The sequence below is a fragment of the Paraburkholderia phosphatilytica genome (genome assembly GCF_003443895.1).
Lineage (GTDB): Bacteria > Pseudomonadota > Gammaproteobacteria > Burkholderiales > Burkholderiaceae > Paraburkholderia > Paraburkholderia phosphatilytica.
Genome location: NZ_QQOA01000028.1, coordinates 61,639 through 83,615, shown reverse-complemented (window position 1 = coordinate 83,615; position 21,977 = coordinate 61,639). Strand labels below are relative to the sequence as shown.

19 protein-coding genes are annotated in these 21,977 nt (G+C 66.4%); 13 read left to right on the top strand and 6 right to left on the bottom strand.

Translation table 11 applies throughout. The features are described 5' to 3' along the window. Positions 1-87 precede the first annotated feature (87 nt). Positions 88-1,722 carry a tetratricopeptide repeat protein gene (locus DVS29_RS25510; RefSeq protein WP_118183298.1) on the top strand — a complete coding sequence of 545 codons (1,635 nt, stop codon included), beginning with the start codon at positions 88-90 and terminating at the stop codon, positions 1,720-1,722. 30 nt (positions 1,723-1,752) lie between these two features. Here the strand turns inward: DVS29_RS25510 and DVS29_RS25505 are convergent, their stop codons facing one another. After that, entirely contained in the window at positions 1,753-2,010 is a 258-nt protein-coding gene (locus DVS29_RS25505; protein WP_118183320.1) for a cysteine-rich CWC family protein, read from the bottom strand. Positions 2,011-2,282: 272 nt separating this feature from the next. Between DVS29_RS25505 and argB the strand changes: the two genes are divergently transcribed. From argB to DVS29_RS25470, 7 genes are all read left to right on the top strand, one after another. Then, complete coding sequence (gene argB, locus DVS29_RS25500) at positions 2,283-3,182, top strand: acetylglutamate kinase (protein WP_118183297.1); 900 nt, start codon at positions 2,283-2,285, stop codon at positions 3,180-3,182. Next, the gene (locus DVS29_RS25495) at positions 3,179-4,030 is read left to right on the top strand and encodes a pyrimidine 5'-nucleotidase (protein ID WP_420816162.1); all 852 of its coding nucleotides are present in this window, start codon (positions 3,179-3,181) and stop codon (positions 4,028-4,030) included. Before argB ends, DVS29_RS25495 begins: the two co-directional genes overlap by 4 nt. Next, positions 3,997-4,815: a nucleoid occlusion factor SlmA gene (gene slmA, locus DVS29_RS25490; RefSeq protein WP_118183296.1), complete on the top strand. Its 819-nt coding sequence runs from the start codon at positions 3,997-3,999 to the stop codon at positions 4,813-4,815. Before DVS29_RS25495 ends, slmA begins: the two co-directional genes overlap by 34 nt. A gap of 300 nt (positions 4,816-5,115) precedes the next feature. Beyond that, complete coding sequence (metX, locus tag DVS29_RS25485) at positions 5,116-6,261, top strand: homoserine O-succinyltransferase MetX (protein WP_118183295.1); 1,146 nt, start codon at positions 5,116-5,118, stop codon at positions 6,259-6,261. Continuing rightward, positions 6,258-6,866 carry a methionine biosynthesis protein MetW gene (gene metW, locus DVS29_RS25480; RefSeq protein ID WP_118183294.1) on the top strand — a complete coding sequence of 203 codons (609 nt, stop codon included), beginning with the start codon at positions 6,258-6,260 and terminating at the stop codon, positions 6,864-6,866. Before metX ends, metW begins: the two co-directional genes overlap by 4 nt. Before the next feature lie 14 nt (positions 6,867-6,880). Further along, a complete protein-coding gene (locus DVS29_RS25475; protein ID WP_118183293.1) occupies positions 6,881-8,275 on the top strand; it encodes an AmpG family muropeptide MFS transporter in 1,395 nt (464 codons plus the stop codon). A 362-nt stretch (positions 8,276-8,637) separates the two neighbouring features. Next, positions 8,638-9,522, top strand: a complete 885-nt coding sequence (locus DVS29_RS25470) for a M48 family metallopeptidase (RefSeq protein ID WP_420816161.1) — start codon at positions 8,638-8,640, stop codon at positions 9,520-9,522. Positions 9,523-9,571: 49 nt separating this feature from the next. On the opposite strand, the gene DVS29_RS25465 is transcribed toward DVS29_RS25470, so the two are convergent. From DVS29_RS25465 to gatC, 5 genes are all read right to left on the bottom strand, one after another. Next, a complete protein-coding gene (locus DVS29_RS25465; protein WP_118183291.1) occupies positions 9,572-10,351 on the bottom strand; it encodes an exodeoxyribonuclease III in 780 nt (259 codons plus the stop codon). Positions 10,352-10,439: 88 nt separating this feature from the next. Continuing rightward, the gene (locus tag DVS29_RS25460) at positions 10,440-11,279 is read right to left on the bottom strand and encodes a PPK2 family polyphosphate kinase (protein WP_118183290.1); all 840 of its coding nucleotides are present in this window, start codon (positions 11,277-11,279) and stop codon (positions 10,440-10,442) included. 151 nt (positions 11,280-11,430) lie between these two features. Next, complete coding sequence (gene gatB, locus DVS29_RS25455; RefSeq protein WP_118183289.1) at positions 11,431-12,909, bottom strand: Asp-tRNA(Asn)/Glu-tRNA(Gln) amidotransferase subunit GatB; 1,479 nt, start codon at positions 12,907-12,909, stop codon at positions 11,431-11,433. Between the two features lie 5 nt (positions 12,910-12,914). Further along, complete coding sequence (gene gatA / locus DVS29_RS25450; RefSeq protein ID WP_118183288.1) at positions 12,915-14,405, bottom strand: Asp-tRNA(Asn)/Glu-tRNA(Gln) amidotransferase subunit GatA; 1,491 nt, start codon at positions 14,403-14,405, stop codon at positions 12,915-12,917. A gap of 191 nt (positions 14,406-14,596) precedes the next feature. Beyond that, positions 14,597-14,896, bottom strand: coding sequence for an Asp-tRNA(Asn)/Glu-tRNA(Gln) amidotransferase subunit GatC (gatC, locus tag DVS29_RS25445; protein ID WP_118183287.1), 300 nt, complete (start codon positions 14,894-14,896; stop codon positions 14,597-14,599). A 400-nt stretch (positions 14,897-15,296) separates the two neighbouring features. Here gatC and DVS29_RS25440 point away from each other — a divergent pair, with 400 nt between their 5' ends. From DVS29_RS25440 to rodA, 5 genes are all read left to right on the top strand, one after another. After that, positions 15,297-16,340, top strand: a complete 1,044-nt coding sequence (locus DVS29_RS25440; RefSeq protein ID WP_004189550.1) for a rod shape-determining protein — start codon at positions 15,297-15,299, stop codon at positions 16,338-16,340. A 127-nt stretch (positions 16,341-16,467) separates the two neighbouring features. Further along, positions 16,468-17,676 (top strand): rod shape-determining protein MreC, encoded by a 1,209-nt coding sequence (gene mreC, locus DVS29_RS25435; RefSeq protein ID WP_118183286.1) that lies wholly within the window; start codon positions 16,468-16,470, stop codon positions 17,674-17,676. Continuing rightward, positions 17,673-18,185 carry a rod shape-determining protein MreD gene (mreD, locus tag DVS29_RS25430; protein WP_118183285.1) on the top strand — a complete coding sequence of 171 codons (513 nt, stop codon included), beginning with the start codon at positions 17,673-17,675 and terminating at the stop codon, positions 18,183-18,185. Before mreC ends, mreD begins: the two co-directional genes overlap by 4 nt. Before the next feature lie 159 nt (positions 18,186-18,344). After that, positions 18,345-20,798, top strand: a complete 2,454-nt coding sequence (gene mrdA, locus DVS29_RS25425) for a penicillin-binding protein 2 (RefSeq protein WP_118183284.1) — start codon at positions 18,345-18,347, stop codon at positions 20,796-20,798. A gap of 16 nt (positions 20,799-20,814) precedes the next feature. Further along, entirely contained in the window at positions 20,815-21,963 is a 1,149-nt protein-coding gene (gene rodA / locus DVS29_RS25420; RefSeq protein ID WP_118183318.1) for a rod shape-determining protein RodA, read from the top strand. Positions 21,964-21,977: the final 14 nt, after the last annotated feature.

The following is a 21,977-nucleotide window of genomic DNA, read 5'->3' as shown; positions in this document are numbered from 1 at the left end:
CGTTGAGAGCAGTCCGATTCACGTGTCCCGCTGCGGCGACTATGATGGATTTCTCCCCCATCGTATGGCCGCCGGCCTTCTCCGACAATGCTCCCCGCCATTTCCGACCCGCAGCGCGTTCTTTTGGAATCCTTCATTACGTTCATGCGGCATGCTGTCGCAGCGCAGCGCAAACGCGACAAAAAGGCCCGTTCGCTCTGGCTCGAGGCCGCTTCGCAGCTGCAGGCGGCCGATGCTGCATCGGTCGTCGCCACGCTCAATCAGTTGATCGCGCAGCAACAGTTCGACGCGGCGATCGCGATCGGCGAAACAGCGTGCGAACTCGAACCGGACAACGCGATGCTGCTGTTCCACTTCGGGATCGCGCTGCAACTCACCGAGCGTCACGCCGACGCGATTCCAGTGTACCGCCGCGCGCTGGCGATCGACCCCGACATGTCCAACCTGCGAAACAATCTCGCGGCCGCGCTGCTACGTTGCGAGCGATCGTCGGCGGAAGCGATCGGGTTGCTCGAACGCGCGTTGGAGGTCACGCCTGATGACGCGAACAGCTGGATCAACCTGTCGACCGCACAACTGGCTGCGAAGCATCTCGACGCAGCGCTCGCGGCAGGCGAGCGCGCACTCGCCCTCGAGCCGACCGATCCGCGTGCGCTCACGAATCACGCGCATGCGCTGCGCGAAGCACAACGCTGGGACGAAGCGGAACTGCACGCGCTGGCCGCGCATCGCAACCGGCCCGATGATCCGTCGTACTGCTCGAACCTCGGCATGCTGCACCTGTTGCGCGGCAACTATGCGGACGGCTGGCGCGAACACGAAGCGCGCTGGACGGGCTCGGGCGAACTGCGCGGCAAGCGGCCCGTGCTGCCCGGCCCGACGTGGCAAGGCGAGCCGCTCGCGGGCAAGAAGCTGCTGCTGTGGGGCGAACAGGGCATGGGCGATCTGCTGCAGTTCTGCCGCTACGTGCCGCTGCTCGCCGAGCGCGTGCGTCGTGAAGGCGGCCGCCTCAGCTGGAATTCGTTTCCGCAGATGGGCGCGCTGCTGCCGCGCAGCTTCGCAGGCGTCGCCGACGAATACACGGCGGGCGGCGGCATCGACGGTTTGCCCGCGTTCGACTACGAGATCCCGCTGCTCACGCTGCCGCTGCTCTTCGATACCCGCGAGGCGACCATCCCCGGCCCGGTGCCGTATCTGTTCGCCGATCCGGCGGCCGTCGCGCGCTGGCGCGAGCGGCTCGCGGGCGAGCGGCGGCTGAAGGTGGGGTTGTCGTGGACCGGCAGCCTCGGCCACCAGCGCAATCCGTTCCGCGCGGTCGGCTGGGCGCGCTACGCGGCGCATTTCGGCGCGATGCGTGACGTCGCGTTCTATTCGCTGCAGCCGGGCGCCGACGCGGACGTCGCGGCGGCGCGCGCGGCCGGCCTCGATCTCGTCGACCACACTGCCGAGCTGAAGAGCTTCGACGACACCGCCGCGTTCATCGGCGCGCTCGATCTGGTGATCACCGTGTGCACGTCGGTCGCGCATCTGAGCGGCGCGCTCGGGCAGCGCACGTGGGTGCTGCTCGATGTGAATCCGCACTGGGTCTGGCTGCTCGCACGGCGCGACAGTCCGTGGTATCCGACGTCGACGCTGTACCGCCAGCGGGCCTTCGCGCAATGGGAACCGGTGATGGAAACCGTTGCGCATGACCTGGCCGGGCTTGCGGCCGAGCCACGTTGAGTCAAGCCGGCGCGCGGCGCCCTGTCACCGTCAGGAGGACCGTGCGGTCGGGTTGTCGGTGCGAGCAGCCTGAGCCTCGGCCAATGCCTCTGCGAGACACTCCGGGCACAGGCAGCCGAGCCCGCGCTTGAGCGCCTCGGCCGGCAGCGCTGGCATCGACACACACCAGCACGGCGGCCCGCCCGCCTGGGTGGAGCGCGCGCCGCAGTCGAACGGACGCCCGCAGCGCGGACACCGCGCGATGTCGGGATCGCGGGACAGCGGAGGGCTCGGGTCGCTCGGATTCATGAATTCGACTCGCAAGGAACGCACGATGGCGCTCTGGACATGATGCCATGTCGGCATCACGCAACATAGCGCGCGCGGCCGTCGCGGCGCGGTTCGGGCAAGGCCTCGCGCCAGAACGCCCGTCCTGCGCCGCGATACACCGCGCGATACGCGGAACCCCGCCCGCAGTGCCTTGTCCAGACGGCTAACGCCATCAGCGAAAACCCTGTTGCAGCGCCACAGTCCTGTACAATTCGGCCTTGTTTTCACCCCCGCTGCCCGAGCCCGCCGACATGTCCGAGCTTCCCGACCTTTCGCAGATCGCCCCCACCCTGAAGGCCGAAATTCTGGCCGAGGCACTGCCGTACATCCGCCAGTATCACGGCAAGACCGTGGTCATCAAATACGGCGGCAACGCAATGACCGAAGAGCGCCTGAAGCAGGGCTTCGCCCGCGACGTGATCCTGCTGAAACTGGTGGGCATCAATCCGGTCATCGTGCACGGCGGCGGCCCGCAGATCGACCTCGCGCTGAAGAAGATCGGCAAACAGGGCACGTTCATCCAGGGTATGCGCGTGACCGACGAGGAAACCATGGAAGTCGTCGAGTGGGTGCTCGGCGGCGAAGTCCAGCAGGACATCGTCACGCTGATCAACCACTTCGGCGGTCATGCGGTCGGCCTGACGGGCAAGGACGGCGGCCTGATCCACGCGCGCAAGATGATGATGCCGGACCGCGAGAACCCGGGGCAGTACATCGACATCGGCCAGGTCGGCGAGGTCGAGGCGATCAACCCGGCGGTCGTGAAGGCGCTGCAGGACGACGCGTTCATTCCGGTGATCTCGCCGATCGGCTTCGGCGAAGACGGCCTCTCGTACAACATCAACGCGGACCTGGTCGCGGGCAAGCTGGCGGTCGTGCTGAACGCCGAAAAGCTGGTGATGATGACCAACATCCCGGGCGTGATGGACAAGGCGGGCAACCTGCTGACCGACCTGTCGGCGCGCGAGATCGACGCGCTCTTCGAAGACGGCACGATCTCGGGCGGCATGCTGCCGAAGATCGCCTCCGCGCTGGATGCCGCGAAGAGCGGTGTGCGCTCGGTGCACATCGTCGACGGCCGCATCGAGCACTCGGTGCTGCTCGAAATTCTCACCGAGCAGCCGTTCGGCACCATGATCCGCTCGCATTGAGCGCGCATCGCCGCGGCCTGCGCGGCGAGCGCGACAAGGCGCTCGCCGGCACCCTCCGCTCTCCCCGCCGCCGGCCGCACGTTGCCGGCGGAACCCCCGTCTGGCTGTTCGACCTCGACAACACGCTGCATCAAGCGTCGTACGCGATCTTTCCCCAGATCAACCGCGCGATGACGCAGTACATCATCGACCGCCTGCAGGTCGGGCTCGACGAAGCGAACCGCCTCCGCACCGGCTACACGCAGCGCTACGGCGCCACCCTGCTCGGCCTCGCGCGCCATCATCCGGTCGATCCGCACGACTTCCTGAAGGTCGTCCACACATTCGACGACCTGCCGTCGATGGTGCGCGCCGAACGCGGTCTCGCGCGCCTCGTCGCCGCGCTGCCGGGCCGCAAGATCGTGCTGACCAACGCGCCCGAGGCCTACGCCCGCGCGGTGCTGCGCGAGTTGCGCATCGAGGCGCTGTTCGAACGCGTGGTGGCGATCGAGCATATGCGCGACCGCCGCGCGTGGCGCGCGAAGCCCGATGCGGCGATGCTGCGCCGCGCGATGCGCGACGCCGATGTCGCGCTGCGCGACGCGATCCTCGTCGAAGATACGCGCAGCCATCTGAAGCACTACCGGCGCCTCGGCATCCGCACGGTGTGGATCACAGGCCACCTGCCGGCGGCGTCGCGCACGGAAGGTCAGCCGACGCGGCTGCCGGGCACCGGGCGGCCGCATTATGTCGACCTGTGCATTCGTTCGCTAAAATCGCTACGATCAGGGACACGCGCGGTCGGACCGACGCGCCAACCGAAGGGGCGACCGCCATGCAGCCGACGCACAGGTTTGACGAGGCCATAACCGGAGACCAGCCGCCACTGCCGGGCGGCGGTTCCACGAACGCCGATCATTCCGCTGCCCCTCCAGATTCCCCCGCCCCATTCGTTGCCGACGCAGCGACCGACCCCGCCGCCGCGGACGCCACCGCGCCCGCCACTACCCGCGCCACCCGGCTGAAACCGGGCGAACGCCGCGTCCATATCCTGCAGACGCTCGCCGCGATGCTCGAGGCGCCGAAGAGCGAAAAGATCACCACCGCCGCGCTCGCCGCCCGGCTGGGCGTATCGGAAGCCGCGCTCTACCGGCATTTCGCGAGCAAAGCGCAAATGTTCGAAGGACTGATCGAGTTCATCGAGGAAAGCGTGTTCGGCCTCATCAACCAGATCGTCGCGAAAGAGCCGAACGGCGTGCTGCAGGCCCGCGCGATCGCGCTGATGCTGCTCGGCTTCGCATCGACGAACCCGGGCATGACGCGCGTGCTGACCTGCGAGGCGCTGATCGGCGAGCACGAACGCCTCACCGAACGCGTGAACCGGATGATGGAGCGCGTGGAAGCGTCGCTGAAACAGTGTCTGCGGCTCGCGCTTATGGACGCCAATGCCAACGCCGACGCTCACACCGACGCTCACGCGAACGAAAGCGCCACCGGCAAGAACGTGCCGCTGCCCGCCGGCTACGATCCGGCCGTCCGCGCGGGCCTGCTGGTGAGCTACATCGTCGGGCGCTGGCATCGTTATGCGCGCAGCGGCTTCGGCCACGCGCCGCACGAGCAGGCCGAGGCGCATCTGCTGCTGATCCTGCAGTAGCGGCACGCGGTCCGGCTACGGCGAAGGCCAACCCGCCTCGTCCAGTCGGCCAACGCTGACCCTGGAAGCAGCCCGCAAAGTTCGCCCGCCGGCGATTTCCGCTATACTTTGCGCTCCACTGCAGGACCGGAAATATCACCGGCGCGCCGATTTGCTGACTCGATTGCGGGCGCGCGAGCTGTGAAGCATCAGCTTCGCGGTTCACTACAAATGCGGCTAAAGAGGTCGTCAGCCGCGCACATCACGCCTTCGCGCATCAGCCGACACCGTTTAGCCGCCAGTCGTCACAAGGCGGAATGAATGGAATCGATCGGTATCGTCACGCCACAGAAAATGCACTTCGCCGAGCCGCTGCGCATGCAGAACGGCAGCTCGCTGGCGGAATTCGACCTGATGGTCGAGACCTACGGCACGCTGAACGCCGCGCGCAGCAACGCCGTGCTCGTCTGCCACGCGCTGAACGCGTCGCACCACGTTGCGGGCGTCTACGCGGATGAACCGAAGAACGTCGGCTGGTGGGACAACATGGTCGGGCCCGGCAAGCCGCTCGACACCGACCGCTTCTTCGTGATCGGCGTGAACAACCTGGGCTCGTGCTTCGGTTCGACCGGCCCGATGAGCATCGATCCGGCCACCGGCAAGCCGTACGGCGCGCGCTTTCCGGTCGTGACGGTCGAAGACTGGGTCAACGCGCAGACGCGCGTGGCCGACGCGTTCGGCATCGAGCGCTTCGCCGCGGTGATGGGCGGCAGCCTGGGCGGCATGCAGGCGCTCGCGTGGAGCATGATGTACCCGGACCGGCTCGCGCACTGCATCGTGGTCGCGTCCACGCCCAAGCTCTCCGCGCAGAACATCGCGTTCAATGAGGTGGCGCGCTCGGCCATCCTGTCCGACCCCGACTTTCACGGCGGCGACTACTACGCGCACAACGTGAAGCCGAAGCGCGGCCTGCGCGTCGCGCGGATGATCGGCCACATCACGTACCTGTCCGACGACGACATGGCCGCGAAGTTCGGCCGCGCGCTGCGCCGCGCCGAGGGCGCGGAAGACGCGTACAACTTCAGCTTCGATGTCGAGTTCGAGGTGGAGTCCTACCTGCGCTATCAGGGCGACAAGTTCGCCGACTACTTCGACGCGAACACGTACCTGCTGATCACCCGCGCGCTCGACTACTTCGATCCCGCGAAAGCATACGATGGCGACCTCACCGCCGCGCTCGCGCACACGAAGGCCAAATACCTGATCGCGAGCTTCTCCACCGACTGGCGTTTCGCCCCCGCCCGCTCGCGCGAGCTCGTGAAGGCGCTGCTCGATCACAAGCGGACGGTCACCTACGGCGAGATCGACGCGCCGCACGGCCACGACGCCTTCCTGCTCGACGACGCGCGCTATCACAACCTGATGCGTGCCTACTACGAACGCATTGCCACGGAGGTGGGCGCATGAACCAGAGCGCACTCGATTTTCTCGCGACGCGCGCCGACTTCCGCGCGATCGCCCGCTGGGTCGAACCGCGCTCGACGGTGCTCGATCTCGGCTGCGGCGACGGTTCGCTGCTGTCGCTCCTCAGCGAAGAGCTCGAGGTGTCGGGCTACGGCATCGAGATCAACGACGCCGGCGTGCTCGCCTCGACGAAGAACGGCATCAACGTGATCCAGCAGAACCTGGAAGACGGCCTGCGCCTCTTCGAAGACCAGAGCTTCGATTTCGCGATCCTGTCGCAGACGCTGCAGACGATTCACCAGACCGCCGCGATTCTGCGCGAGACGGTGCGGGTCGGACGCGAATGCATCGTGTCGTTCCCGAACTTCGGCTACTGGGCGCATCGTCTGTCCGTCGTGCAGGGGCGCATGCCGGTGTCGAAATCGCTGCCTTACCAGTGGCACAACACGCCGAACGTGCGCGTGCTGACCATCAAGGACTTCGAGGCGCTCGCGCCGGAAGTGGGCATCCAGATCCTCGATCGCGTGGTGCTGCACGAGGGCGAAACGGTGCATTGGGGCGTGAACTGGCGTGGTAGTCTTGCGGTCTATCGCGTCAAGAAAAGCTGATCCCCGGACTGCCCATGCAGAATCCGCCGCACGAGGCACCTGCACTTACCGCTCACGAAGAACACACCGGCTGGCGCGCGTTCCTGAACACGCGCATGCTGATCTGCGTCTTTCTCGGCTTCACGTCGGGATTGCCGCTCTTCACGCTCGTCCATCTCGTCCAGGCGTGGCTGCGCTCCGAAGGCGTGAACCTGAAGGAGATCGGCCTCTTCGCGCTGATCCAGTTTCCGTACACGTGGAAGTTCGTGTGGGCGCCGCTGATGGATCGCTACGTGCCGCGGTTGCCCGGCTGGCGACCCGGCCGGCGGCGCGGCTGGATGCTCGTCACGCAGATTCTGGTTGCGGGCGCGATCGCGACGCTCGGCTTCACGTCGCCGCGCGATTCGATCTGGACCGTCGCCGCGCTCACCACACTCGTCGCGTTCTTCGGCGCAAGCTCGGACATCGTGATCGACGCGTATCGCCGCGAGTTGCTGTCCGACACGCAGCAGGGCCTCGGCAACGCGGTGCACGTGAACGCGTACAAGATCGCGGCGCTCGTGCCCGGCTCGCTCGCGCTGATCCTCTCCGACCATCTGCCGTGGGCGACGGTGTTCATCGTGACCGCGGCGTTCATGCTGCCGGGCATGATCATGACGCTCGTCGTGCGCGAGCCCGAAGTGCACGGCGCGCCGCCGAAGAACCTGCGCGAAGCGATCCTGCTGCCGTTCAGCGAGTTCCTGAAGCGCGACGGCTGGCGCGGCGCGCTCTTCGTGCTCGGCTTCATCTTCCTGTACAAGCTCGGCGACACGATGGCCACCACGCTGTCCACGTCGTTCTTCCTCGACATCGGCTACACGCGCACGCAGATCGGCATCATCGCGAAGACGACGGCGTTCGGCGCGAGCCTCGCGGGCGGCATCATCGGCGGCATTGCGCTGATGCGGATCGGCATCGGCCGCGGGCTGTGGATCTTCGGGCTCCTGCAGATGGTGTCGACGCTCGGCTTCGCGTGGCTCGCGCACGTCGGCCCGAGCTCGCCGGGGCTCGCCGCCGTGTACGACATCGCGGTGGGCATCAGCCACGGTCTGACCTCGCTGCTGTCGACGATCGGCATCGGCTGGACGGTGACGCTGGACCCGATGTCGGTCGCGCTCGCGATCGTCTACGGCTTCGAAACCTTTGCCACCGGCCTCACGCTCGCGGCGTTCACCGCCTACATCGCGAGCACCACCGACCCGCGCTACACGGCCACGCAGTTCGCGCTGTTCACGAGCCTCGCGTCGGTGCCGCGCACGCTCGCGTCGGCGGCGAGCGGCTTCGTGGTCGCGCAGATCGGCTGGTTCGAGTACTTCCTGGTCTGCACGGCGCTGGCGGTGCCCGGTATGCTACTTTTGATCCGGATCGCCCCCTGGAGAGCGCAGTCGTGACCACCCTGGCCCCGATGCGCGCGGTGGGCCGCAACTGGCCGCGCGCATCTCCGTTGCACCAGCCGGCCGCCCGCGAAGCTCGCGTTTTGCGATGTCAGCCGCTGCGGAGCGCCATCGGCAGACATGCGGCCGTGCTGCTGATGCTGGCGGCAAGCGCATGGGCGGTGTGCGCAGCCGAAGCGCCGGCGTCGAATGCTTCTCAAGCGGCTCAGGCTACGCAGCAGGCGACTTCGCAAGGTGCGTCCTCGGGCAGTTCAGCGCCTGCGGCACCATCAGGCGGCAGCGCGAATGTCCCGCCCGCTCCGGCGCCGAGCGCGAAAAATCCACAACCAACTTCCGCACCCGGTGCGAACGGCACCGGCGTGGCAGCAGCCACGTCGAACGCGGCAATGGCGGCGCCCGCCGCAACACCGTTCGCGCCCAGCGCGCAGATCCGCTTCGGCGCCAACGGCGCGATGTTCCGCAACCTGATTCCGTCGCCGATGCTGGATGCGCAGGCCGCCGAGGAATTCAACCAGATCGTCGCGGGCGCGGCGCACGTGAACCGGCTCTACTCCGCCACGGACGATCGCGTGAAGCGGCTGAAGATGGCGATCGATCTGCTCGCGCCCTACGCGTCGAAGTGGAACGATCAGGTGAAGAGCTGGAAATGGGAAGTCGCGGTGGTGAAGTCGCCCGACATTCGCATGTACTGCCTGCCGGGCGGCAAGGTGGTCGTGTACAGCGGGCTGCTCGACCGCGTGAAACTCAACGACGACGAGCTCGGCGTGCTGCTCGGTCACGAGATCGCGCATGCGCTGCGCGAACACGTGCGTGAGCGGCTCGGCGAGCAGCAGGCCGCGCAGATGGGCGCCGGGTCGATCCCGCAGCTCTTCGGCCTCGCCGATCTCGGCGCGGCGCCGCTCGGCATCGGCGAACAGCTGGTGGAGATGAAGTACGGCCGCGCGGACGAAACCGAAGCCGACGTGATCGGCGCGGACATCTCGTCGCGCGCGGGTTTCGACCCGCGTGCCGCCGTCACGCTATGGGACAAGCTCGCGGCCGCGACGCGCGCGAACAAGGATCAGGGCTTCATCTACATGCACCCGTACTCGCCGGCGCGCCGCCAGGACATCGTCAAGCGCCTGCCCGACAACCTCGCGCTGTACGCAAAGGCGGTCGGCAAGACCGTCGCGACGCTGCCGGACTATCCGGCTAGCGGCCACTCACGGACCACGAAAGTGACGTCGCAGGGTTCGAGCCGGTAGCGCGTTCGAACCTTCACGAAGCTCACGAAGCTCACGAAGCTCAGGACGCTCAAGACGCGACGTCGTGCTCGTAGTCGATCGTTAGCGGCGCGTGGTCGCTGAACTTGATGTCGCGGAAAATATCCACGCGATTCGCCTTCGACGCAATCTCTGGCGTCGCGATCTGGTAGTCGATCCGCCACCCGACGTTCTTCGCATACGCCTGGCCGCGATTGCTCCACCACGTGTACTGCTCGGCGCGCTGGTCGATCGTGCGGAACACATCGACGTAACCAACTTCGTCGAAGAGCTTCGTCAGCCACGCGCGCTCTTCGGGCAGGCAGCCGGAGTTCTTCTGGTTGCTCTTCCAGTTCTTGATGTCGATTTCCTTGTGGACGATGTTCACGTCGCCGCACAGGATCACCTCGCGCTCGCGCGACAGTTCGGCGAGGTGCGGCATGAACTCGTCCATGAAGCGGTACTTCGCCTGCTGCCGGTCTTCGCCGCTCGATCCCGACGGCACGTACACCGACACCACGGAGAGCTTGCCGAAGCGCGCTTCCACGTAACGTCCTTCCGGATCGAACTCCTCGCTGCCGAAGCCGATCACCACTTCGTCGGGTTCATGGCGCGTGTAGACGCCCGCGCCGCTGTAGCCCTTCTTCACCGCGTGCTGGAAATAGCCGGTGAAACCGTGCGGCGCCATGAATTCCGGCGTCATGTCGTCCTGCGAGCACTTGATTTCCTGCACGCAGACCACGTCGGCCGACTGCTGGCCGAACCATTCGAAGAAGCCTTTTTTTGCCGCCGAGCGGATGCCGTTCAGATTGGCCGTTATCACACGCAACATTGCTGTCCTTGTCAGTTCGTTCGTCGTTGTGTTCGATGCGTTTCGTCTTCAATGCGTGGTCTTCGATGTGCGCCCACTCTGCACAGCATCACTCGACCTTCAGTCCCTTCAGCGATTCCTTCGCCGGCGGATATTCGAGTTTCAGGCTCTCCATCGTGCGCAGCATCAGTTCCGCGACCATCACGTTGCGATGCGTCTTCGAATCCGCGGGAATCACGTACCACGGCGCGTCGGGCGTCGAGGTCGCGGCGAGCAGCTCTTCGTAGGTCGACTGGTACGCGTCCCATTGCTTGCGCGCGTCGAGATCGGACTGGTCGAATTTCCAGTGTTTGGTCGGATCGTCGATGCGCGCCTGCAGACGCGCGCGCTGCTCGTCCTTCGAAATGTGCAGCATGCATTTGACGATCGTCGTGCCGCTGTCGATCAGCAGCGCCTCGAAATGGCGGATATGGCGATAGCGGTGTTTGCGCTGATCGTCGTCGAGCTTGCCGAGCACGGTCGGCACCAGCACGTCTTCGTAGTGGCTGCGATTGAAGATCGTCAGCTCGCCCGCCGCCGGCGCCTGCGCGTGCACGCGCCAGAGGAAATCGTGCGCGTCTTCGGTGGCCGTGGGCGCGCGGAACGGCACGACGCGCAGCCCGAGCGGATCGACCTCGCGAAACACGCCGCGAATCGTGCCGTCCTTGCCGCTCGTGTCCATGCCCTGCAATACGAGCAGCACGCGTTGCCGTCGTTGCGCGTGCAGGCATTCCTGCAGCGCGTCGAGCTTGCGGCCGATTTCGGCAAGCCGTTCGCGATCGGCATCTTTCGCGCCGTTGGAAAAGGGCTTCACGGCGGGATCGATCGCGCCTAGCTTGAAGGGCTTGAGCGTCTTGCCGTCTTCGAAGAACGGCACGCGGAAATCGTCGAGTTCGGGTTGCTTTGCCATCGTTTTCTCGTGCCTCGCCGGCGGGTACGTCGCGACGCAAGCCACACGCCAAAAGAAAACGGGCCGTTGCCTCGCTTGCGATACGGCAACAGCCCGACTGTTCGCGCCGCACCGATCGCTCACGCGCGCGGCGGCGGCTTCGACTTCATCCTCAGGACGACAGCTTCTTCTTCAGCAGTTCGTTGACCTGCTGCGGATTCGCCTTGCCCTTGGTCGCCTTCATCGCCTGACCGATCAGCGCGTTGAACGCCTTCTCCTTGCCGGAGCGGAATTCTTCGACCGACTTCGGGTTCGCCGCGAGCACCTCGTCGATGATCGCTTCGAGTGCGCCGGTATCGGAGATCTGCTTCAGGCCCTTCGCATCGATGATGCGATCGGCGGCGGCTTCGTCCGTCGCTTTCTCGTCCCAGATCGTCAGGAAGATTTCCTTCGCGATCTTGTTCGAGATCGTGCCGTCCGCGATACGCTGCAACAGCAAGGCGAGCTGCGCCGCCGAAACCGGGCTGTCGGCGATATCGAGGTCTTCGCGATTCAGCTGCGACGACACCTCGCCCATCAGCCAGTTCGCCGCAGCCTTCGCCTGCGCGTTGCCGGCTTTCGCAACCACCGCTTCGAAGTACGACGCCATCGCCTTGCTCGACGTCAGCACACCCGCGTCGTACGGCGTGAGGCCGTATTGCTCGACGAAGCGCTTCTGCATGCCGGCGGGAAGCTCGGGCATCTCGCCCTTCACGCGCTCCACCCACGCTGCGTCGATCACGAGCGGCATCAGGTCGGGGTCGGGGAAGTAGCGGTAATCGTGCGCGTCTTCCTTGCTGCGCATCGAGCGCGTCTCGCGCCTGTCGGGATCGTACAGACGCGTTTCCTGCACGACGGTGCCGCCGTCTTCGATCAGCTCGATCTGGCGGCGCACTTCGTACTGGATCGCTTCTTCGAGGAAGCGGAACGAGTTCAGGTTCTTGATCTCGGCGCGCGTGCCGAATGCCTGCTGCCCGACCGGGCGCACCGACACGTTCGCATCGCAGCGGAACGAGCCTTCCTGCATGTTGCCGTCGCAGATGCCGAGCCACATAACGAGCCCGTGCAGCGCCTTCGCATACGCAACCGCTTCCGCGGCGCTGCGCATCTCGGGCTCGGTGACGATCTCGAGCAGCGGCGTGCCGGCGCGGTTCAGGTCGATGCCCGTCATGCCCGCGAAGTCTTCGTGCAGCGACTTGCCCGCGTCTTCTTCCAGGTGCGCGCGCGTCAGGTTGACGGTCTTTTCGTACGCCTCTTTACCGGCCTTTTCGTTGGCCGGCACCTGGATCGTGATCTGCCCGCCCTGCACGACCGGAATCTCGTACTGGCTGATCTGGTAGCCCTTCGGCAGGTCCGGGTAGAAGTAGTTCTTGCGCGCGAAGATGCTGCGCGGCGCGACCGTCGCGCCGATCGCGAGACCGAAGCGGATCGCGCGCTCCACAGCGCCCTTGTTCATCACCGGCAGCACGCCCGGTAACGCGAGGTCGACGGGGCACGCCTGCGTGTTCGGATCGGCGCCGAACTGCGTCGCGGCGCCGGAGAAGATCTTCGAGACCGTGGACAGCTGCGCGTGGGTCTCGAGACCGATGACGACTTCCCATTGTGTAGGCATAGCGCTCAGACTCCCGTCGGCGACTTGCGATGCCAATCGGTGGCGCGCTGGAACGCGTCCGCAACCTGCAGCATGCGTGCTTCGTTGAAGTAATTGCCGATGATCTGCAGACCGACCGGCCGCTGCGCATTCGCACCCGCGCCGAAGCCGCACGGCACGCTCATGCCCGGCAGACCGGCGAGGCTCACCGACAGGGTGTAGATGTCAGCGAGATACATCTGCACCGGATCGTCGCCCTTCGCGCCGATATCCCACGCCACCGACGGCGCGACCGGCCCCATGATCACGTCGCACTGTTTGAACGCTTCCTGGAAGTCCTGCGCGATGATGCGGCGGATCTTCTGCGCCTGCAGGTAGTACGCGTCGTAGTAGCCATGCGACAGCACGTAGGTGCCGACGAGAATACGGCGCTGCACTTCCGGACCGAAGCCCTCGGCGCGCGACTTCTTGTACATGTCGAGCAGATCGCGGTAGTCCGACGCGCGATGGCCGTAGCGCACGCCGTCGAAACGCGACAGGTTCGACGACGCCTCCGCCGGCGCGATCACGTAGTACACGGGAATAGACAGCTCGGTTTTCGGCAGCGACACGTCGACGAGCGTCGCGCCGAGCGCTTCGTACTGCTTCAGCGCGGCGCCGATCGCGGCGCGCACGTCTTCGGCGAGGCCCGCGCCGAAGTATTCCTTCGGCAGACCGATGCGCAGGCCGGCGAGCGGCTTCGCGGCATCGCTACCGGCTTGCCACGTCTGACCGAGGAAGCGGCTGAAGTCTTCGTCTTCGCGCGTGAGGCTCGTGGAGTCGCGTTCGTCGAAGCCCGCCATCGCGTTGAGGAGCGTTGCGCAGTCCGCGGCGTTCTGCGCGAACGGGCCGCCCTGATCGAGCGACGATGCGAACGCAATCATCCCGTAGCGCGACACGCGTCCGTACGTGGGCTTGATGCCCGTCACGCCGGAGAACGAAGCCGGCTGGCGGATCGAGCCGCCGGTGTCGGTGCCGGTCGCGACCGGCGCGAGACGCGCGGCGACGGCCGCGGCCGAACCGCCCGACGAGCCGCCCGGCACGGCCTTCGTGTCCCACGGGTTCTTCACCGGACCGAAGTACGAGTTCTCGTTCGACGAGCCCATCGCGAACTCGTCCATGTTGGTCTTGCCGACGCAAACCATGCCGGCGCGCTCGAGGCGATCCACCACCGTCGCATCGTACGGGCTGACGTAGTTTTCGAGCATCCGCGAGCCGGCCGTGGAGCGCCAGCCACGCGTGACGAACACGTCCTTGTGCGCGACCGGCAGCCCGGTCAGCGGGCCCGCATCGCCGGACGCGAGGCGCGCGTCGGCGGCTTTCGCCTGCGCGAGCGTGAGTTCGGGATCGACCTGGACGAACGCGTTCAGCGCGGAGGCCGCTTCGATACGCTTCAGATACAGCTGCGCGAGTTCGACCGCGGAGCACGCTCTGGAAGCGAGTGCGGCGCGCAGTTCGGTGAGGCTTTTCTCATGCATTGCGTGGTTCCTGGAAATCGTGGCGGCGCACACCGCGCCGCCGCGTGGACGGCAGGCTCGCCCGCCGGCGCGCTCCGTCCTGGTCTGCCCGGCTTCTTCGTGACGCGGCGCCGCATGATGCGGCGGCCGATGCAACGGCCCGGGCGGTGGTTCGTGTCGTTCTGCTGACGCCTCGTGGGAGGGAGCGCCGCTTACTCGATCACCTTCGGCACGAGGTACAGACCCTCCTGCACCGCGGGTGCCGGCTGCTGGTAGGCGGCGCGGTGGTCCGACTCCGTAACGGCATCGTTGCGCAGCCGCAGCGCGACGTCTTCGATCTGCTCGATCGGATGGGCGAGCGGCGCGATGCCGGTGGTGTCGACCGCCTGCATCTGCTCGACGAGCCCGAAGAACTCGTTGAGCTGGGCGAGCGTGTGCTCCGCTTCGGCTTCGGGCAATTCGAGCCGCGCCAGATGCGCGATGCGTTTAACGTCGGTCAGGGTCAAGGCCATGCGGTCACCGGAAAAAACGTGGAGTGTCACAACGCGGAAAAACAACGCTGTAACAGCAGGTTACGACATTGGAAGCGAACCTCGAAACGGGGTCCGGCGACGGCAAAAAGTGCCGTCCGTTTCCTTTAAAGCAGGCAAAATTATAAGGTATCATTACGCGTTCGACCCAAACCCGGACCACTGCCAGGACATCCGCCAACAGCGCCGCTACCCCGCCGCCAGCCTCGTTGGCGTGCAATGGACGGCGAAACAGCGGGCAACGCAGCGGCCTCCGGTAGACTCCCACGCAGCTTCGAGCAAGCCGGGCGCCGCTCCCGCCCTCCAGAAGCTGTTTATTTTTCCGCTGCCGCCCAACGCAGATTCCCTGCGAGGCCCGGCCCCCAGCGAGACAGGATTTTGAATGTTCGGTTTTTTGCGCAGCTACTTCTCCAACGATCTGGCGATTGACCTCGGCACCGCCAACACGCTCATCTACATGCGCGGCAAAGGCATCGTTCTCGACGAACCGTCGGTCGTGTCCATCCGCCAGGAAGGCGGCCCGAACGGCAAGAAGACCATTCAGGCGGTCGGCAAGGAAGCGAAGCAGATGCTCGGCAAGGTGCCGGGCAACATCGAGGCGATCCGCCCGATGAAAGACGGCGTGATCGCCGATTTCACCGTCACCGAGCAGATGATCAAGCAGTTCATCAAGACCGCTCACGAATCGCGCATGTTCTCGCCGTCGCCGCGCATCATCATCTGCGTGCCGTGCGGTTCGACCCAGGTCGAGCGCCGCGCGATCAAGGAAGCCGCGCACGGCGCCGGCGCCTCGCAGGTCTACCTGATCGAGGAACCGATGGCCGCCGCGATCGGCGCGGGCCTGCCGGTCTCGGAAGCCACCGGCTCGATGGTCGTCGACATCGGCGGCGGCACCACGGAAGTCGGCGTGATCTCGCTCGGCGGCATCGTCTACAAGGGTTCGGTCCGCGTCGGCGGCGACAAGTTCGACGAAGCGATCGTCAACTACATCCGCCGCAACTACGGCATGCTGATCGGCGAACAGACGGCCGAAGCCATCAAGAAGGAAATCGGTTCGGCGTTCCCCGGCTCCGAAGTCAAGGAAATGGAGGTCAAGGGCCGCAACCTGTCGGAAGGCATTCCGCGCAGCTTCACCATTTCGAGCAACGAAATTCTGGAAGCGCTCACCGATCCGCTGAACCAGATCGTGTCGTCGGTGAAGATCGCGCTGGAACAGACGCCGCCGGAACTCGGCGCCGACATCGCCGAGCGCGGCATGATGCTGACGGGCGGCGGTGCGCTCCTGCGCGACCTCGACCGCCTGCTCGCCGAAGAAACCGGCCTGCCGGTACTCGTCGCCGAAGATCCGCTGACCTGCGTCGTGCGCGGTTCGGGCATGGCGCTCGAACGCATGGACAAGCTCGGCAGCATCTTCTCCTACGAGTAACCGGACCCGCCTGATGTCAGCGGCGCGCACCACCCGGCTGGCCAGCCCAGCCATCGGCCACGCCCGCTGACGGCGCCGTTCAAGGCGCCGCCGCCTCACCCAACCGCTCACGCCCCCGGCGCCGACCATGGAATACAGTCCGCCGCCCCTCTTCAAGCAAGGCCCGTCGGCGCTTGCGCGACTGATCTTTTTCGTCGTGCTGGCGCTGGCATTGCTGATCTCCGACGCCCGCTTCAAGACGCTCGAAATCGTCCGTGGCGTGCTCGGTGCCGGCCTGTACCCGCTGCAGCGCGCGGCCCTGGTGCCTCGCGACCTCGTGGTGGGCGCGGCCGACATGGCCGTCTCCAGCGCGACGCTGCGCGGCGAGAACGACCAGTTGCGCGCGAAGAACCTCCAGCTGTCGCTGCAGGCCGGCCAGGCCGCCGAGCTCGCGGCGGAGAACGGCCGTCTGCGTTCGCTGCTGCAGCTGTCGCAGCGGCTCACCACGCAGTCCACCCCCGCCGAGATCCAGTACGACACCGCGGATCCGTTCACGCAACGCGTCGTGATCGGCAGCGGCGCGCAGCAAGGCGTGCAGAACGGCTCGCCGGTCGTCAATCAGGACGGCGTGGTGGGTCAGGTGACGCGCGTGTTCCCGATGCAGTCGGAAGTCACGCTGCTGACCGACAAGGACCTCGCCGTGTCCGTGCAGGTGGTGCGCACGGGGCTGCGCAGCGTGATCTATGGCACGCCGAAGGGCGATGCGCTCGACCTGCGTTTCGTGCCGATCAGCGCCGATCTGCTGGTCGGCGACGAGTTGGTGACGAGCGGCCTCGACGGTGTGTATCCGCCCGGCCTGCCGGTCGCGAAGGTGGTTCGCGTCGACAAGCAGGCGGATACGGCTTTCGCGCACGTGGTCTGCGTGCCAGTCGCCAACGTGCGCGGCGCGCGGCAACTGCTCGTGCTGCATTACCAGAACAACATTCCGCCGCGTCCCGCGGAGCCGGAGCCTGCAAGCGCAGTGAAAGACACGAAGGGCAAAAAGGGCGCGAAATCCACGGACAAGGGCGCGGACAAAGGCGCCGCGGATAAAGCCGGCGCAACGGAAAAACCGGCGGACAAGTCGACCTCGAAGTCCGCTGACAAGGCTGCCGCGGACAAGCAGGCCGCCAGCAAGCCGGCCGAGAAACAGACCGCAAAGCCGGCCGAGAAGCCCGCCGACCAGGCTGCGGCCGCGAAGAAGGCAGCCGAGGAAAAAGCCACCGCCAGACGGGTCGAGGAACGCGCGAGAGAGCGGGAAGCCGCCCAGCGCGCCGCCGCCGCGGCGTCGGCCGCGAAGCAGGAGGGCGCGCAATGAACCGCCCTCAGTACATCCTGCAGCCGGTCAACCCGTACTTCATCGTCTTCAGCCTCGCGGCCGCGTTCCTGCTGAACCTGCTGCCGTACGGCCGGATGATCGCCATTCCCGATTTCGTCGCGCTGGTGGTGCTGTTCTGGAACGTTCACCAGCCGCGCAAGGTCGGCATGGGCGTCGCGTTCTTCCTCGGCCTGCTGATGGACGTGCACAATGCAAGTCTGCTCGGTGAGCACGCGCTCGCGTACACGCTGCTATCGTATGGCGCGATCACCATTCACCGCCGCGTGCTGTGGATGTCGCTCGGCCTGCAGGCGTTTGCGGTCACCCCGCTGCTGGTCGGCGCGCACCTCGTGCCGTTCGTGATCCGCCTGCTGGCGGGCGGCGCGTTCCCCGGCTGGGGTTACCTGATCAACGGCTTCATCGAGGGCGCACTCTGGCCGATCGCCAGCATCCTGCTCCTGTTGCCGCAGCGCCGTCCGGTCGACCCGGACGACACCCGTCCCATCTGAGCGCCCTGCGCCGACGGATCGACCTTTGAACACGTTGTTGCCTCGCCGGTCACTGCAGCATCAGCCGGCGCGGGCACCCAGCGGACACCCGTTACGTTCCGTTGCGCAGCTTCGGCCTGAACCGGCCCACACTTGCCGCACGGCTTTTTGCATGAACGCATGACCGAATTCAAGGACACCCAGCAGCAGCTCTCGAAGTTCCGCCTGCGCGTCGCGGCGGCGGGGCTGTTCGTGTTCGTCTGCTTCGGGCTGATCGCGTTCCGTTTCCTGTATCTGCAGGTGTGGAACCACAGCAAGTACTCGCTGCAGGCGGACGAAAACCGCATCTCCGTCGCGCCGATCGTGCCGAACCGCGGCATCATCATGGACCGCAACGGCGTCGTGCTCGCGAAGAACTACTCGGCGTACACGCTCGAAATCACGCCGTCGAAACTCAACGATTCGCTCGACAACGTGATCGACCAGCTGTCGACGGTGATCCCGATCGACCAGCGCGACCGCCGCAACTTCAAGAAGCTGCTCGAAGACTCGAAGAACTTCGAGAGCCTGCCGATCCGCACCCGCCTCACCGATGAGGAAGTGGCGCGCTTCACCGCGCAGCGTTACCGCTTCCCCGGCGTCGAGGTGCGCGCGCGTCTCTTCCGCCAGTACCCGCTGGGGATGACGGCGGCGCACGTGATCGGCTATATCGGCCGGATCTCGCAGCGCGACCAGGAACGCATCGACGACCAGAGCGACCAGAACGACAGCGATCCCGACCACTACGATCCGCGGCTCGACGCGAACAACTACAAGGGCACGGACTACATCGGCAAGATCGGCGTCGAGCAGAGCTACGAAACCGAGCTGCACGGTCTCACCGGCTTCGAGGAAGTCGAGGTCACGGCGGGCGGGCGGCCGGTCCGCACGCTGTCGCGCACCCAGGCGACGCCGGGCAACAACCTCATGCTGTCGATCGACATCGGGCTGCAGGAGGTCGCCGAGCAGGCGTTCGCCGGCAAGCGCGGCGCGCTCGTCGCGATCGAGCCGTCCACCGGCGACGTGCTCGCGTTCGTGTCGGCGCCAAGCTTCGATCCGAACTCGTTCGTCGACGGTATCGATCAGACCACCTGGGACGAACTCAACAACTCGCCCGATCACCCGCTGCTGAACCGTCCGCTGCACGGCACGTACCCGCCGGGCTCCACCTACAAGCCGTTCATGGCGCTCGCCGCGCTGACGCTGCACAAGCGCACGCCGCAATGGGGCTTCCAGGATCCGGGCTCGTACACGTTCGGCGGCCACACGTTCCGCAACGACGTGCCGCAGGGTCAGGGCTGGATCGACATGAACCGCGCGATCATGGTGTCGAACGACACGTACTTCTACATGCTCGCGCACGATCTCGGCGTGAACGCGATCGCGAACTTCATGAAGCCGTGGGGCTTCGGCCAGATCACGGGCATCGACATCGCCGGCGAGGCGCGCGGCATCCTGCCGTCCACCGACTGGAAGAAGCACGCGTACCGCAAGCCCGAGCAGCAGAAGTGGTACGAAGGCGAGACGATCAGCCTCGGCATCGGCCAGGGCTACAACTCGTTCACCATCCTGCAGCTCGCGCACGCCACCGCGACGCTGGCCAACGACGGCGTGCTGATGAAGCCGCACCTCGTGAAGGAAATCGAGAACCCGATCACGCACGCATCGCGCCTCACGGTGCCGTCGGACGAAGGCCGCATCGACGTGAAGCAGTCGGATATCGACGTCGTGAAGCGCGGCATGGAAAACGTCGCGAAGAACCCGTCGGGTACCGCCTACAAGGTGTTCGCGAACTCCCAGTACGACGTGGGTGCGAAGACCGGTACCGCGCAGGTGTTCTCGCTGCAGGGCGCGAAGTATCACGGCCATGCGCTCGCCGAGCGGCTGCGCGACCACGCGCTCTTCATCGCGTTCGCGCCGTTCGACCATCCGAAGATCGCGGTTGCGCTGATCGTGGAAAACGGCGGCTGGGGCGCCGAGGCTGCGGGCCCGATCGCGCGGCGCGTGATCGACTACTACCTGCTCGACCGTCACAAGCCGGGCGTCGAAGCCGCCGAAGTGGCCGCGGCGGCATCGGCTGCGCAGGACGCGTCGGTCCCCGCGATCGGCGATGACGCGGCGTCCGCCACGCCTGGCGCGGCGGCGAGCGGCGCAGCAGCGGCTGCTTCGGGTGCTTCAAGCGCTTCCGGGGCCGCGGGCGCTTCGGGCGCCTCACCGGCGTCCGCTGCATTCCCGACGCCGATCGCCGCCGGCTATACCGCGCTGCCGCTGCCGGTCGAACCGGTGAAGCCCAACGCCGCATCGGATGCCGCGGGCGCATCCGATGCGTTCGGTGCCTCCGCTGCGAGCGCGATCGGCGCACCCACTGCCGCCGCCACCGCCAGCGGCAGCGCCGCGGCATCGGCGGCGCTGGCCGCGAGCCACGCGCAACCGCCACATAAGCCGCGCCGTCCGCACCCCGCGAGCGAACCCGCGCCCACCGCAGCCGCGCCATCGCGTGGCGTCAGCCTGCCGCGCCCCACGGCGCCGCAGCAAACCGGTGGCGCCGGCGACGGCGCGAACCATGCCGCCGCGACCGGCGGCATCGACGAATAAGGAGACTGGCATGCAACTGCAGATCGACAGGCGCGCCGTTTTCGACCGCATCAAGCTGATGTTCGCCGGCTTCGACCGGCCGCTCGCGCTCACCGTGTTCCTGCTGCTGTGCGTCGGCATCGTGACGCTGTACAGCGCGACGCTCGACATGCCCGGCAAGGTCGAAGACCAGCTGCGCAACATCATGCTGACCTTCGTGCTGATGTGGGCGCTCGCGAATGTGCCCACCACCACGCTGATGCGCTTCGCGGTGCCGGTCTACACGGTCGGCATCGCGCTGCTGGTGGCCGTCGCGATGTTCGGGCTCACGCGCAAGGGCGCGAAGCGCTGGATCAACGTCGGCGTGGTGATCCAGCCGTCGGAGATTCTGAAGATCGCGACGCCGCTGATGCTCGCGTGGTACTACCAGCGGCGCGAAGGCGTGATGCGCTGGTACGACTACGTGGTCGGCTTCGTGATACTGCTGGTGCCGGTGGGGCTGATCGCGAAGCAGCCGGACCTCGGCACCGCGGTGCTGGTGTTCGCGTCGGGACTCTTCGTCATCTACTTCGCTGGCCTGAGCTTCCGGCTGATCGTGCCGGTGCTGGTTGCCTGCGTGATCGCGGTGGGCGCGATCGCCGTGTTCCAGAACCGGATCTGCCAGCCCGAAGTGCAGTGGCCGCTGATGCACGACTACCAGAAGCACCGCATCTGCACGCTGCTCGACCCAACCTCCGACCCGCTCGGCAAAGGCTTCCACACCATCCAGGCGGTGATCGCGATCGGCTCCGGCGGCCCGCTCGGCAAGGGCTGGCTGAAGGGCACGCAGGCGCACCTCGAGTTCATTCCCGAGAAGCACACCGACTTCATCTTCGCGGTGTTCTCCGAAGAATTCGGTCTCGCGGGCGGTCTTGTGCTGCTGACGCTCTACATGTGCCTGATCGCGCGCGGACTCTACATCGCGGCGAATGGCGCGACGCTTTTCGGGCGATTACTGGCCGGCTCGCTGACGATGGCGTTCTTCACCTATGCGTTCGTCAACATCGGCATGGTGAGCGGCATCCTGCCGGTGGTGGGCGTGCCGCTGCCGTTCATGAGCTATGGTGGCACAGCGCTCACCACGCTCGGCGTCGCGATCGGGCTAATCATGAACGTCGGGCGGCAGAAGCGGTTGATGCAGAGCTGACGGCGCGTGGCGCG

Excerpts from the sequence above, each read along its gene's own strand:
- gatA (WP_118183288.1), bottom strand. The coding sequence starts at position 14,405 with ATGCATGAGAAAAGCCTCACCGAACTGCGCGCCGCACTCGCTTCCAGA.
- argB (WP_118183297.1), top strand. The coding sequence starts at position 2,283 with ATGTCCGAGCTTCCCGACCTTTCGCAGATCGCCCCCACCCTGAAGGCC.
- DVS29_RS25510 (WP_118183298.1), top strand. The coding sequence starts at position 88 with ATGCTCCCCGCCATTTCCGACCCGCAGCGCGTTCTTTTGGAATCCTTC.
- DVS29_RS25465 (WP_118183291.1), bottom strand. The coding sequence starts at position 10,351 with ATGTTGCGTGTGATAACGGCCAATCTGAACGGCATCCGCTCGGCGGCA.
- metX (WP_118183295.1), top strand. The coding sequence starts at position 5,116 with ATGGAATCGATCGGTATCGTCACGCCACAGAAAATGCACTTCGCCGAG.
- DVS29_RS25460 (WP_118183290.1), bottom strand. The coding sequence starts at position 11,279 with ATGGCAAAGCAACCCGAACTCGACGATTTCCGCGTGCCGTTCTTCGAA.
- gatC (WP_118183287.1), bottom strand. The coding sequence starts at position 14,896 with ATGGCCTTGACCCTGACCGACGTTAAACGCATCGCGCATCTGGCGCGG.
- slmA (WP_118183296.1), top strand. The coding sequence starts at position 3,997 with ATGCAGCCGACGCACAGGTTTGACGAGGCCATAACCGGAGACCAGCCG.
- DVS29_RS25505 (WP_118183320.1), bottom strand. The coding sequence starts at position 2,010 with ATGAATCCGAGCGACCCGAGCCCTCCGCTGTCCCGCGATCCCGACATC.
- mreD (WP_118183285.1), top strand. The coding sequence starts at position 17,673 with ATGAACCGCCCTCAGTACATCCTGCAGCCGGTCAACCCGTACTTCATC.
- DVS29_RS25475 (WP_118183293.1), top strand. The coding sequence starts at position 6,881 with ATGCAGAATCCGCCGCACGAGGCACCTGCACTTACCGCTCACGAAGAA.
- DVS29_RS25440 (WP_004189550.1), top strand. The coding sequence starts at position 15,297 with ATGTTCGGTTTTTTGCGCAGCTACTTCTCCAACGATCTGGCGATTGAC.
- gatB (WP_118183289.1), bottom strand. The coding sequence starts at position 12,909 with ATGCCTACACAATGGGAAGTCGTCATCGGTCTCGAGACCCACGCGCAG.
- mreC (WP_118183286.1), top strand. The coding sequence starts at position 16,468 with ATGGAATACAGTCCGCCGCCCCTCTTCAAGCAAGGCCCGTCGGCGCTT.
- mrdA (WP_118183284.1), top strand. The coding sequence starts at position 18,345 with ATGACCGAATTCAAGGACACCCAGCAGCAGCTCTCGAAGTTCCGCCTG.
- metW (WP_118183294.1), top strand. The coding sequence starts at position 6,258 with ATGAACCAGAGCGCACTCGATTTTCTCGCGACGCGCGCCGACTTCCGC.